Raw genomic sequence first — 12,966 nt, 5'->3', positions numbered from 1 at the left:
CTTCGGTGGCTGAGGTAGTGGCAGCGCCTTGATTCGCTCGGTCGCTACGCAGCAAAGGTAGCGGCAGTCTGGTTTTATTTGCTGTATCATTAGCCCCATTTATTTTTCTTTATTCAGCCTTTTATCTATTCAAGAGTCCAATCCATGAGCCGTAAATTCAATTTTTGCGCCGGTCCTGCGGCATTGCCAGAAGTGGTGCTGCAACGCGCCCGTGATGAAATCCTTGATTGGCAGGGTCGTGGCCTTTCCGTGATGGAGATGAGTCACCGCAGTGATGAGTTTGTCAGTATTGCCGAGCAGGCCGAAGCGGATTTACGTGAGCTGCTGAAGGTGCCAACCAATTACAAGGTGCTGTTTATGCAGGGTGGTGCCTCCAGCCAGTTTGCCATGGTGCCGCTGAATCTGGGTGGCAAGGGCGGCACAGCCAACTACCTCTACAACGGTATCTGGGGCAAAAAAGCCATTGAAGAAGGCCAGCGTTATCTGCCCAGTCATATTGCTGCCAGCAGTGAGGCCAACGGCCTGAGCCGAGTGCCGTTTCAGAGTGAAATCCAGCTGAGTGCGGATGCCGCTTACCTGCACTACACCAGTAATGAAACCATTGGTGGGCTGGAGTTTGATTACATTCCAGACGTTTCAGTGCCACTGGTGTGTGACATGTCTTCCGATATTCTCAGTACACCTGTGGATGTCAGCCGTTTTGGGCTGATTTATGCCGGTGCCCAGAAAAACATCGGCCCCGCCGGTCTAACGCTGGTGCTTGTACGGGATGACCTGCTGGATCAGGCTCAGGCACAAATACCCACCATGTTCAGCTATAAAACCTTTGCTGAAAACGGCTCGATGTACAACACCCCACCGACCTATGCCTGGTATCTGTCCGGTCTGGTATTCGACTGGTTAAAAAATGATGTGGGCGGGTTAGACAAGATGGCTGAGATCAACCGCCGTAAAGCGCAGAAGCTTTATGCCACCATTGATGGCAACGATTTTTACAGCAACCCGATTGAGCCACAACACCGCTCCATCATGAACGTGCCTTTCCGTCTGGCCGATGCCAGTCTGGATAAGCTGTTCCTGCAACAGGCTGAAGCCGCAGGGTTGCTGAATCTAGCCGGTCACCGCAGTGTGGGCGGTATGCGTGCCAGCATTTACAACGCTGTGCCGGAAGCGGCAGTGGACGCGTTGATCGAATTCATGACCGACTTTGCCAAAAACAGAGGCTGAACCCGGATGAGTCAGGATAAATCACTGCCAGATCTGGCAGCCGTAAGAAAAGAAATTGACCAGATAGATCAGCAATTACAGCAGCTGATCAATCAGCGTGCCGCCTGTGCCCAGAAGGTGGCGCAGGTGAAGATTGCTGAAGAAGGTGAAGGTGCTTTCTTTTATCGCCCAGAGCGTGAAGCTCAGGTGCTGCGCAGTATCATGGAGCGTAATCAGGGGCCGCTGTCCAACGAGGAAGTGGCTCGGCTGTTCCGCGAAATCATGTCGGCTTGTCTGGCGCTGGAGCGTCCAGTCAAGGTGGCTTATCTGGGGCCGGAAGGCACCTTCACCCAGCAGGCGACCATCAAACATTTTGGTCATTCGGCGGTTTGTGTGCCGATGGCCGCTATTGATGAAGTGTTCCGTGAAGTGGAAGCCGGCAGTGCTGATTATGGTGTAGTGCCGATTGAAAACTCTACTGAAGGGGTGATCAGTCACACGCTGGACAGCTTTATGGATTCCGGCTTAAAAATCAGCGGTGAAGTGGTGCTGCGTATTCACCAGCACCTGCTGGTGGGTGAAAACACCCGTCCGGAAAAAATCTCCACCATCTATTCTCATGCCTCTTCACTGGCGCAGTGCCGTAAGTGGCTGGATGCCCATTATCCCGGCATCGAGCGGGTGCCCATGCCGTCCAATGCCGAAGCGGCACGTAAGGTGAAGGGTGAGTGGCACTCTGCGGCTATTGCTGGTGACATGGCGGCTGAGTTGTACAACCTCAAGCGTCTGGCTGAAAACATTGAAGATACCCCGGACAACTCCACCCGTTTCCTGATCATTGGTCGCCAGACGGTTCCGGCTTCCGGTGATGATAAAACCTCCTTGATGGTGTCGATGCGCAACCAGCCGGGTGCTCTGCATCAGATACTGGAGCCTTTTAACCGCCACAACATCGACATGACTCGTATTGAAAGCCGTCCCAGCCGCTCCGGTGCCTGGAACTACGTGTTTTTTATCGACTTTGCCGGGCATGTGGATGATGAACGTGTGCATCCGGTACTGAAAGAAATTGGTGAACGTGCTGCTGACATCAAGGTACTGGGTTCTTATCCCAGAGGTGTTCTCTGATCCCGCTATACTGATCAGACGTTGATGACTAAATGAGTGAATACTGGAGGACTTGGATATGGGCGCACAGCTTGATCGAATCCTGAAAGATGCCAGCAGTTTATCAGCGAGTGATCGTGCACAACTGGCGCATTGTTTAATTTCCAGTCTGGATCAGGTGAATGATGAGGACGTCAATCATGCCTGGCTGGAAGTGGTGGAACAAAGAATTGATGCACTGGAAAGTGGGCAGGCGGAAACCCTCTCATGGGAAGAAGTCAAAAAAGGATTGAAGCGTCCAGCATGTTAAGTTTGCGTGTTCATAAGGAAGCCAGCGAAGAAATTCAGCAGGCCTGGAGCTGGTATCAACAGCAAACAGAGGGTCTGGGTGATGATTTGATCAGGGAGCTGGAAATGGCTTTCGACTCAATCACAACCCTGCCAGATGCCTGGCCAAAGTTTGGACGCAGGGCGCGGCGATTTGTGTTGTCGCGCTTTCCTTATGCAGTAGTTTATGTGGCGAGCCGATCAGAGATCCATATAGTTGCTGTGATGCATCAGAGCCGAGAGCCAGGTTACTGGCGTAAACGTTTGTGAAAATAAGGATTCGAAAATGAGTTGTGATTTTTTCAAGCTGGCGAATGCAGGTGTTCAGGGGTTGATGCCTTATCAGCCGGGTAAACCGGTGGAGGAAGTGGCGCGTGAGTTGAATCTTGATCCGAACAGCATTGTTAAGCTGGCGAGTAACGAGAATCCTCATGGCCCCAGTCCCAAAGCACTGGAAGCCATTCAGCGTGAACTGGCGGAGTTGACCCGTTATCCCGATGGCAGTGGTTATCGCTTAAAAGCGGCACTGGCAAAACAGCTGGATCTCAGCCCCCGTCAGATCACGCTGGGCAATGGTTCCAATGATCTGCTGGATCTGATTGGGCGCTGCTGGTTGGCTCCGGGTCGTAATGCGGTGTACAGCGAATATGCCTTTGCAGTTTATCCCATTACTACTCAGGCCGCTGGTGCAGAGCACAAAGTGGTGCCTGCCAAAGACTGGGGGCATGATCTGCCTGCCATGGCAGCAGCCATTGATGAAAATACCCGTGTGGTATTTATTGCCAACCCGAATAATCCAACCGGTACCTGGTTATCAGAAAAACAGCTGCGTGAGTTCATGGCACGGGTACCAGAAAACGTGCTGGTGGTGCTGGATGAAGCTTATGTGGAGTATGTGCAAGAAAGTGTTTATCCCGATGCTTTGCAATTGTTGCAAGATTATCCCAACCTGATTGTTTGCCGTACCTTCTCCAAGGCTTATGGTCTGGCGGCACTACGGGTGGGTTACAGCCTGTCTTCGGTGCAAATTGCTGAAACCATCAATCGGGTGCGTCAGCCGTTTAATGTTAACTCACTGGCACTGGAAGCCGCGCTGGCAGCGCTGGGTGATGAAGAGTACCTGCAGCAGTCGGTGGTGACTAACAAGGCGGGAATGTTGCAGCTGGAAACCGCCTTTCGTGAACTGGGGCTGAACTATATCCCTTCTGTTGGCAACTTCATTTGTGTGGATGTGGGTGATGCTGAAGTGGTGAATCAGGCGCTGTTAAAAGAAGGTGTGATTGTGCGCCCGCTGCGTCCTTATCGTATGAACAATCACCTGCGCGTCAGTATTGGTCTGCCGGAAGAAAACCAGCGTTTTATTGATGCTCTGCAGAAGGTGATCTGACCTGTGCCCAACAGTTTGGTATTCAAAAATAAGGTCGGCAAGATCAACAAGTTGCTGGTGGTGGGGCTGGGATTGATTGGTGGATCGGTGGCTCTGGCGGCGCGTCGTGCCGGTTTTGCCAACACCTATCTGGGTGTGGATCTGGCGTATGACGAACGTCAGGGTGCCATCTCTCTGGGTGTGGTGGATCAGGTCAGTGAATCCCTGGCGGAGCTGGCCGTTGATGCCGATCTGATTGTACTGGCGGTGCCGGTGCTGGCGATCCAGCCGGTGTTACAGGCTCTGAAACCTCATCTTAAAGCCTCTGCCATCATCACCGATGTAGGTTCCTGCAAAGCGGTGGTGCTGGATGCGGCAGTTCAGGTGTTTGGTCAACTGCCACCCCGTTTTGTGCTGGGTCACCCGATTGCCGGTGCAGAAAAAAGTGGTGTTACTGCCGCCAGAGTGGATTTGTTTGAACACCGCAAGGTGATTCTGACTCCTGATCCTGCCAATGACAGCCAAGCACTGGATGTGGTGCGTCAGTTGTGGATGGCCTGTGGTGCCGAAGTGCTGGAAATGGATGTGGAACAGCACGATCAGGTGCTGGCACGAACCAGCCATCTGCCCCATCTACTGGCTTTTTCACTGGTGGATACTCTGGCGCGGCGGGATGAACGGCTGGATATTTTTCGTTATGCCGCTGGGGGGTTTCGTGATTTTACCCGAGTGGCGGCCAGTGACCCCATCATGTGGCGGGATGTGTTTTTAGCCAACCGTGATGCCACGCTGGGTGCGCTGGATGAATTTCTGGAAGGGGTGCAACGGCTGAAAACAGCGATTGAGTCCCGGGATGCAGAGGCACTGGTGAGTATTTTCACCCGTGCCAAATCTGCACGTGATTATTTTACTGCTTTGCTCAATGAGACGGGCTATCAAACCATGCAAAACACCAAAATTAATTTTATCACTCAGCCCGGTGCCGGTGCTGTAGCAGGGCGCATCCGTGTGCCGGGTGACAAATCCATTTCTCATCGTTCCATCATGCTGGGTGCACTGGCTGAAGGCACCACTCAGGTGAAGGGTTTTCTGGAAGGTGAAGACGCGCTGGCGACCCTGCAGACTTTCCGTGATCTGGGTGTGTTGATTGAAGGTCCGCACAATGGTGAAGTGACTATTCACGGTGTTGGCATCAACGGTTTGAAACAACCTCAGGGACCGCTGTATCTGGGTAACTCCGGCACTTCCATGCGTCTGTTGGCCGGTATTTTGGCGGCTCAGCCTTTTGATACCGAGCTGACGGGTGATGCCTCGCTCAGTAAACGTCCAATGGGGCGGGTGGCTGATCCGCTGCGCCTGATGGGTGCCGAGATTGAAACCACTGAAGGCGGTCGTCCGCCGTTAAAAATCAAGGGTGGTAAAAAGCTCAAGGGTATTACTTATGATCTGCCGATGGCTTCAGCACAGGTGAAATCCTGCTTGCTGCTGGCGGGTCTCTGGGCTGATGGTGAAACCCGTGTCACTGAACCGGCACCCACTCGTGACCATACCGAGCGGATGTTGCAGGGTTTTGGTTATCCAGTGGTTAAACAGGGTGCCACGGCTGCTGTGCAGGGTGGCGGCAAGTTGTTGGCTGCGGATATCGACATCCCTTCTGATATTTCTTCAGCCACCTTTTTTATGGTGGCTGCAGCCATTAGCCCCGGCAGCGATCTGACTCTGGAACACGTGGGCATCAACCCGACCCGTGACGGTGTGATCAACATCCTGCGCTTGATGGGTGCTGATCTGGAACTGTCCAATCAGCGCGATGTGGGCGGTGAACCGGTGGCCGATATTCGTGTGCGTTATGCGCCATTAAAGGGTATTGATATTCCAGAAGATCAGGTGCCTTTGGCAATTGATGAATTCCCCGCACTGTTTATTGCGGCATCCTGTGCCGAAGGCACCACGCGCCTGAGTGGTGCAGAGGAGCTGCGGGTCAAAGAATCAGATCGTATTCAAGTGATGGCGGATGGTCTGCTGGATCTGGGTGTGGACTGCACCGTGCTGGAAGATGGCATTATCATTGAAGGCAAGGGTGGTCAGGCGGAGGTATTCAGTTCAGCCGAGATTGTTTGCCATCATGACCACCGGATTGCCATGAGTTTTGCGGTGGCCGGTCTGCGTGCATCCGGCAGCATCACCATCAAGGATTGCGCCACGGTGAATACCTCCTTCCCCGGTTTTGCTGAATTGGCACGCAGTGTAGGTTTTAAGCTGGACGTGCAAACATCCAGCTGAGCACTGAACTCTGAATCCAAAACTCAGCCTAAGCTGAGTTTTGCAGAAGCATCCAACTGCTGGGCGGTCTGGTCGGTGAATTTAAGCCAGACCACCAGCAGTGTACCCAGCACTACAAAACCACCGGCAATCCATAGTCCGGTATTGTAATGACCGCTGTGCGCCGCCAGCATACCGGTAAGCGCTGGGGCAATCACCTGTGCACTGCCGTAAGAGAGGGTCATTTTTCCCATCAGTTTGGCGGGTTTGGTGGGGTAAAGGCGACCTGCCATGGTTAATACCAGGCTCACCGATCCAATAAAGGTGCCACCAAACAGCAGGGCGCTGAACAGCACCACCGTCAGACTGGGTTGAATCACCGGCAACAGGATGCCACCGATCTGCAGCACCAGTGTCAGCAGCAGGGCATTCAGATAACCGGTGTAACGTGCAATCAAATCCCACACCATCACCGCAGGTGCAGCAGCCAGCCCCACCAGCGCAAAAGCCATGGACCCCATGCCCATTAACTCTGGTTGACGTTCCACAAACGCCACAATAAAAGTGGCGGTGATCACATAACCGTAACCGGCACAAAAGTATGCTGCCAGCATCAGCCACATAAAACGGCGGGTGGGTGGGTTGTCCGTCAGGGTGGTGCCGGTACTGGTGAGGTGAGCATTTTCCGGGCGTGGCAGCCAGAACCAGGCAGGCATTGCCAGCAGCAAACCCAGCAACGCCAGCCATAACCACTGCTGATCCCATTGTTGGCTGAAATGCATCATCAGCTCCACCGACAGGGCAGCCACCACTATTCCCAAACCAACCCCAGCAAAATGGATGCCCAGCTCACCACGGTGATGGTGACGAATTAACCAGTTAAGGATCAGGCCGGAAGCAATCAGCATGGAACCGGCACTGGCCAGACCGGAGAGATAACGCAGGATAATCCACAGCAACAGGTTTTCAGTCATAGCCATGGCTGCGGTGGTTACCACCGCCAGCACCAGCCCGATGCGATAAAGGGTATCTTTTAACTTTAAATCACTGATGGATGCAGCCACCAGTGCACCGCTCATATAACCCAGGTAGTTGACTGCCGCCAGCCAACCACCCACGGCATCACCCATCCAGGTTTGATCCTGCATGATGGGCAACAAAGGGGTGTAGGCAAAACGGGCAATACCGATGCAGAGAATCTGGCTGAAGACTCCGGCCAGCAAAACTCTAAGGCGTGGAGATAAAAGCATTTCTTTATCCTTCTTATTTTTGGACTGCTGTGTCTACACATTAAACCAGCAGACCAAAAACACAAGAAGAATAAGTGACTTATGGGTACTTACCAAGATTATTTTGGCCCGGCATGGAGTTTTGGATAGTCAAACTTGCGTAGTTTGCCACAGCCAGGTTGTAACTCACTCCAGTGGTTAATGTTCAGCTCCAGATGGGCAAAAGCCGAGGTGGGAAAGCTGTCGATCATTTGATGGGTCAAGAGTGAAGTAAGATCACTTAATCCCGGATTGTGACCCACCAGCACCAGATGGTTGATTTGATCCTGCGTCTGCTGCAAGAGCTCCAGCAAGCTATCGGCACTGGCTTCATAAGCCTTGGGTGCAGCCAGGCTTTGCTGAGCGGTGAGTTGCCAAGCTTTGACCAAAGGCTCCCGGGTTAGATTGGTGCGCAGTGCCGGGCTGAACAACAAACAATCGGGTACTGGCAGGTGGTGCACAGCCCGTTCAGTCAGACCGATCAAATCTTGCTGGCCACGATTGTTGAGTGGTCGATCAAAGTCAGCCAGTTCGTCGTTTTTCCAGCTGGATTTGGCATGGCGGATAAGGGTCAGTAGTTTCAAGGCAGCTCCTTGGGTTCAGGTAGTACATTTAACATACAACAAAAACAGTTCAGGCGTTAAAACAATTCAAGGGTTAGAATAGACCCATGATTCCATTCTTGTTGGAGATAACCCGATGCGTTTTTTGAGCTGTGGCGTAAGCTGATGCTCAACATGGCCTGTTAAGCCAACAGCACGAGCTCAACTAAGCTGCTAGCATTGCTCAATGCTGGCTGTATTTCTGTTAAAATATGCCGACTTATGGGAGACATACCTTAATATGAAAGCACTTTCGATACAAAATCTGCAAAAAACCTATGACAACGGCCATGTGGCACTAAAAGGCATCAGCTTGGATGTTGAGGAAGGTGATTTTTTTGCCCTGCTCGGCCCAAATGGTGCCGGCAAGTCCACCACCCTAGGCATTGTCTGTTCACTGGTTCGTAAATCAGCAGGCAAGGTCAGCATTTTTGGTGTAGATATTGATCAGGATTTTTCCAAAGCAAAACAGATGATTGGTGTGGTGCCACAAGAATTCAACTTCAGTGTGTTTGAGAAGGTTGAAGATATCGTGCTCACCTCTGCCGGTTATCAGGGGTTGACAGAAAAACAAGCACGCCCAAGGGCAGAACAGCTGCTGCATGATCTGGGTTTGTGGGATAAACGGCATCAACAAGCACGGATGTTGTCCGGTGGTATGAAACGCCGTCTGATGATTGCACGGGCACTGGTACATAACCCCAAGCTGCTGATTCTGGATGAACCAACCGCCGGTGTGGATATTGAATTACGTCGTTCCATGTGGAGTTTTATGCAGGAGATCAATCGTCAGGGCACCACCATTATTCTGACCACGCATTATCTGGAAGAAGCCGAAAACCTCTGCCGTAACATTGCTATTATTGATCAGGGTGAAATTGTCAAAAACACCAGCATGAAGTCACTGCTGGGTGAACTGAACAGTGAAACCTTTGTGTTGGATATGGTGCGACCGCTTGAAGAAACTCCCAGCCTGCCGAACTTTATCACCCGTCTAAGAGACGCCACCACCCTAGAGGTGGAGGTACAGAAGGGGCAGAACATCAGTCAGGTATTTGCCGCGTTGTTGCAGCAGGATATTGAAGTGCTGAGCCTGCGCAACAAGGCCAACCGGCTGGAAGAGTTGTTTGTATCCCTGGTGGAAAAAACTGCTGCCAGTGATTTTAAAGCCGATAAAAAAACCGTGGAAGTGAGTGTCTGATGAGTCCTGTGCGTATTTACTGGGTTGCTTTTAATACCATTCTGATCAAGGAAGTGCGGCGCTTTACGCGTATCTGGGCACAAACCCTGTTACCCCCGGCCATCACCATGGCTTTGTATTTTGTGATTTTTGGCAACCTGATTGGCAGCCGGATTGGTGATATGGGTGGTTTTAACTACATGCAGTTCATCATGCCGGGTTTGATCATGATGTCCGTGATCACCAACAGTTATGCCAATGTCACTTCATCCTTTTTCAGCAGCAAGTTTCAGAAATCGGTGGAAGAAATTCTGGTGGCTCCGGTACCGGGCTGGGTAATTTTGTCCGGTTATGTGCTGGGTGGTGTGACCCGTGGCCTGCTGGTGGGCCTGATTGTGACACTACTGGCGCTGTTTTTTACCGAGCTAACGGTTCACAACCTGTTTGTGACCATCACGGTTGTCTTTCTGACTGCGGTGCTGTTTGCCATAGGTGGGTTTATTAATGCGCTGTTTGCTCGCAAATTTGATGATATTGCCATCATCCCAACCTTTGTGCTGACGCCGCTGACTTATCTGGGCGGGGTGTTTTATTCCATCCAGTTGCTGCCGGAGTTCTGGCAGGGTGTATCGCTGTTTAATCCGGTGCTGTATATGGTGAATACCTTCCGTTATGGTATTCTGGGGGTATCGGATATTAACCACTGGGCAGCACTGGGCACCATTTGCCTGTTTATTGTAGTGTTTTTTGCGCTGGCACTGTGGCTGCTGGAACGAGGACGGGGCATACGTCAATAATACCCCGGTTGAAGTTATTTCTTGTCATCGTCCTTGAGGAGCTCTTCCTCAAGGTCGCTGAAATCAAAATCATCCAGATTATCCAGCGTGGCCTGTAGAGTATCTTCCGGTAGCTCCGGGTCTTCACCTGGCAATCGAATGTCATCATCCTGATCAGCAGCTTCGCTAGTTTCCAGCTCTTCAAAATCATCCAGACTAAACTCTTCCAGGCCATCAGTTTCACCCAGCACCTGATCCAGCTCCTCCTGCGACAGAATCTCTGTTTCTTCATAAGGCTCAATCTCAGGAGCGACCGGTCTTTCAGTCGCTGCTGCTGCCACAACCGGTGCTGCAGCAGCAACTGCAGCAGGCTTACTCTTGCCAGCAGGCTGGTTCATTTCGATATCCAGACATTCAGCCAGTGCGTGCAACAGCTGCTGCTGGTTATGACACTCATCTCTGGCGGCTGGTGCTTCGGAGATGATATCAAGGCTGCTTTGGTAAATACGGTTCAGCAATAACTCAGCTTGTGGACGGTCAAAGACATCGGTTATTTGTGCAACATCATCCGAAAGCTTGGGTGCTTGATGGTGAGTACCGGATGACTTCAGTGCATCCAGTTCCTTTATGAGGCGGTGTTTTTGCAGCTTCTGAAAAAAGATAATCCCAAACATCAGGACACCTAACTGAGCTAGCAATACAACTGCCAGAGGTGATAACACCATGGTAAGCTTTCCTCAAGGGTGTTGGTCTTGGTGAATGATCTGTAAAGATTAAGCTGCTGCAGCGCAGGTGGCAACCGAACCGACATTAAAAATTGCAACATCGGAGTTAATTCATGCAAGCAATCGAGTTATTGTTGAGTCGTAATTCCCATCCCCGACTGACGGAGCCCTATCCGAATGGGCAGGCACTGGAACGTTTGTACCGTGCTGCACTCAGGGCGCCGGATCATGCCGGGCTTAAACCCTGGCGCTTCATCGAGTTTTCCGGTGCTGGCCTGGTCGCTCTGGGTGACATTTATGCCGAAGCCCAGCAACAACGTGATGCGAGCACAGATGCGGAAGAGCTGAAGAAGTTACGTATGATGGCACAACGGGCACCAATGATCATTGCTGTTGTGGCAAAAATCCAACAACACCCCAAGGTACCTGCATCCGAGCAGTTATTATCAGCGGGTTGTGCGGCTCATGCACTGCTGCTGGCTGCCGAGGCAGAAGGTTTTGCCGGTATCTGGCGTTCCGGTTGGGTCTGTTTTGATCCGCATGTACGCAACGCCCTGAAGCTGGCTGAGGCTGACGAGCTGGTCGGTTTTATTTATCTGGGTACACCTGCCGGTCGACGTAAACCCCTACCAGACAACGCACTCGACGATTTTGTGGAGCGCTGGGTGTAATGCAACCGATTGCTGATGAGCTCTTGCCCTGGCTGCAACAGGCGACCCCCTTAGCGCTCCCATCTTGCGGGGTGACGAACTCGGGCGCTTGCGGCAACGTCTTCGAGACGGTAACGCGGATTTTGCTAAATGCGCTGGACGCACCTCGAGCCAACCTTCATAGGGGTAAACCTCAGCCGTGCCGGGTTGATAATCCTGGTTCAAGTCACCCGTAAGGGGGGCAATAGCAACCAACCCATGCGATTCACTGTGAATAGAGCGGCCATTTTATGCTCTCTGTGGTTCATCACTCACAACTTCACCACTTCCGGTTCACGCTCCAGCGGCACACCAAAACGCGCCTGTACACAGGTCACAATTTCATCGGCCAGTGCCAGCAGTTGTTCTGCATCACCCCCGCCGTGATGCACCAGCACCAGTGCCTGACGATCATGCACACCCACCGCACCCTTGCAAAAACCTTTAAAACCACACTGGTCAATCAACCAGCCTGCCGCCAGTTTGCTGCCCTGCTCAGCGGGGTAGATCGGCAACTGCGGCCAGGCTGCTTGTAATTCCTGAGCCTGTTGATGGTCAACCAGCGGATTTTTGAAAAAGCTGCCCACATTACCAATTGCTGCCGGATCGGGTAATTTTTCCCGCCGAATGGCAGCAACAGTTTCCGCTATCAGTTGTGGCAAAGGCAAATCACCCGCTTGCTGCTGTTGGCGAAGGTGTAATCGTTCAGCCAGATCACCATAATTCAACCGGGGTTCAGCAGAGCGTTTTAATTGAATTTGCAGTGCGGTGATAACAAAGCGCCCTTTCCAGTCACGCTTAAAACGACTGTCGCGGTAACCCAGGCAACAGTCAGCAGCGGGGATCACATCAAAACGGGCAGGTTGTCCGGCTTCTGGTAACCACCAGCCTTCCACTGCCAGCAGGCAATCAGCCACTTCCGCACCATAAGCACCAATATTCTGAATTGGCGCGGCACCAGCTTGGCCGGGAATCAAAGCCAGATTTTCCAGCCCGTGATACCCCTTGCTTGCGGTTTCCATCACCAGCTGATGCCAGTTGTTTCCGGCTGGTACACGCAACAGCAACTGATCCGACAGGTCTTGCGGCCAGTCCAGCGGCAAGGGCTGTTGTTGTAATACCAGTGCATTTAAAGCGGGGCGCAGGATGACATTGCTGCCTCCCCCCAGTGGAAACACTGGCAAATCCTGCTGATGGGCAAAATCAAAAACAGCCGGCAACTCATCCGCAGTAGCCACTTGTACCAGCCAGGGTGCAGAACACTTAAAACCCAGTGTATTAAGATGGGTTAAATCGGCATTCTGCTGCCTGATCAGAGCTTCAGAGACCATGCTGCTTGCGGATCTGAACCAGCAGGCGTTTACAGGCCGACTCCACCAGATCAATCACCTGATGAAAACCGGCATCACCACCATAATAGGGATCAGGTACTTCAGTAATGGCCGAAGGGTTGTAACT

At 52.1% G+C, this 12,966-nt stretch carries 14 protein-coding genes; 9 read left to right on the top strand and 5 right to left on the bottom strand.

Annotated elements, in window-relative coordinates:
* The first annotated feature begins 144 nt into the window (after window positions 1–144).
* The 6 genes from serC to IBX50_RS11805 are packed head-to-tail and all read left to right on the top strand — an operon-like array spanning window position 145 to window position 6,289.
* The gene (gene serC, locus IBX50_RS11830) at window positions 145–1,227 is read left to right on the top strand and encodes a 3-phosphoserine/phosphohydroxythreonine transaminase (RefSeq protein ID WP_292256101.1); all 1,083 of its coding nucleotides are present in this window, start codon (window positions 145–147) and stop codon (window positions 1,225–1,227) included.
* 6 nt (window positions 1,228–1,233) lie between these two features.
* Window positions 1,234–2,334 (top strand): prephenate dehydratase, encoded by a 1,101-nt coding sequence (gene pheA, locus IBX50_RS11825; RefSeq protein WP_292256099.1) that lies wholly within the window; start codon window positions 1,234–1,236, stop codon window positions 2,332–2,334.
* 58 nt (window positions 2,335–2,392) lie between these two features.
* Window positions 2,393–2,623, top strand: coding sequence for an addiction module protein (locus IBX50_RS11820; protein ID WP_292256097.1), 231 nt, complete (start codon window positions 2,393–2,395; stop codon window positions 2,621–2,623).
* Window positions 2,617–2,910 (top strand): type II toxin-antitoxin system RelE/ParE family toxin, encoded by a 294-nt coding sequence (locus IBX50_RS11815; RefSeq protein ID WP_292256096.1) that lies wholly within the window; start codon window positions 2,617–2,619, stop codon window positions 2,908–2,910. The genes IBX50_RS11820 and IBX50_RS11815 overlap by 7 nt, the downstream gene beginning before the upstream one ends.
* A 16-nt stretch (window positions 2,911–2,926) precedes the next feature.
* Window positions 2,927–4,027: a histidinol-phosphate transaminase gene (hisC, locus tag IBX50_RS11810; protein ID WP_292256094.1), complete on the top strand. Its 1,101-nt coding sequence runs from the start codon at window positions 2,927–2,929 to the stop codon at window positions 4,025–4,027.
* Between the two features lie 3 nt (window positions 4,028–4,030).
* Window positions 4,031–6,289, top strand: coding sequence for a bifunctional prephenate dehydrogenase/3-phosphoshikimate 1-carboxyvinyltransferase (locus IBX50_RS11805; RefSeq protein ID WP_292256092.1), 2,259 nt, complete (start codon window positions 4,031–4,033; stop codon window positions 6,287–6,289).
* Window positions 6,290–6,312: 23 nt separating this feature from the next.
* Here the strand turns inward: IBX50_RS11805 and IBX50_RS11800 are convergent, their stop codons facing one another.
* Window positions 6,313–7,518, bottom strand: a complete 1,206-nt coding sequence (locus IBX50_RS11800) for a YbfB/YjiJ family MFS transporter (protein ID WP_292256090.1) — start codon at window positions 7,516–7,518, stop codon at window positions 6,313–6,315.
* A 98-nt stretch (window positions 7,519–7,616) separates the two neighbouring features.
* Window positions 7,617–8,120, bottom strand: coding sequence for a histidine phosphatase family protein (locus IBX50_RS11795; protein WP_292256087.1), 504 nt, complete (start codon window positions 8,118–8,120; stop codon window positions 7,617–7,619).
* A 259-nt stretch (window positions 8,121–8,379) separates the two neighbouring features.
* On the opposite strand from IBX50_RS11795, the gene IBX50_RS11790 reads away from it, so the two are divergent.
* Window positions 8,380–9,339, top strand: a complete 960-nt coding sequence (locus IBX50_RS11790; RefSeq protein ID WP_292256086.1) for an ABC transporter ATP-binding protein — start codon at window positions 8,380–8,382, stop codon at window positions 9,337–9,339.
* Complete coding sequence (locus IBX50_RS11785) at window positions 9,339–10,115, top strand: ABC transporter permease (protein ID WP_292256084.1); 777 nt, start codon at window positions 9,339–9,341, stop codon at window positions 10,113–10,115. Before IBX50_RS11790 ends, IBX50_RS11785 begins: the two co-directional genes overlap by 1 nt.
* Before the next feature lie 14 nt (window positions 10,116–10,129).
* Here IBX50_RS11785 and IBX50_RS11780 read toward each other — a convergent pair whose 3' ends face one another.
* Entirely contained in the window at window positions 10,130–10,819 is a 690-nt protein-coding gene (locus tag IBX50_RS11780) for a hypothetical protein (protein ID WP_292256081.1), read from the bottom strand.
* Between the two features lie 113 nt (window positions 10,820–10,932).
* On the opposite strand from IBX50_RS11780, the gene IBX50_RS11775 reads away from it, so the two are divergent.
* Complete coding sequence (locus tag IBX50_RS11775; RefSeq protein ID WP_292256079.1) at window positions 10,933–11,490, top strand: nitroreductase family protein; 558 nt, start codon at window positions 10,933–10,935, stop codon at window positions 11,488–11,490.
* A gap of 290 nt (window positions 11,491–11,780) precedes the next feature.
* On the opposite strand, the gene murB is transcribed toward IBX50_RS11775, so the two are convergent.
* Complete coding sequence (murB, locus tag IBX50_RS11770; protein ID WP_292256077.1) at window positions 11,781–12,839, bottom strand: UDP-N-acetylmuramate dehydrogenase; 1,059 nt, start codon at window positions 12,837–12,839, stop codon at window positions 11,781–11,783.
* Window positions 12,829–12,948, bottom strand: a complete 120-nt coding sequence (locus IBX50_RS11765; RefSeq protein ID WP_292256102.1) for a hypothetical protein — start codon at window positions 12,946–12,948, stop codon at window positions 12,829–12,831. The genes murB and IBX50_RS11765 overlap by 11 nt, the downstream gene beginning before the upstream one ends.
* Window positions 12,949–12,966: the final 18 nt, after the last annotated feature.

It is taken from the genome of Marinospirillum sp. (genome assembly GCF_014859565.1).
The sequence above is the reverse complement of the archived record's forward strand: the minus strand, read 5'-3'. Positions and strand labels throughout refer to the sequence as shown.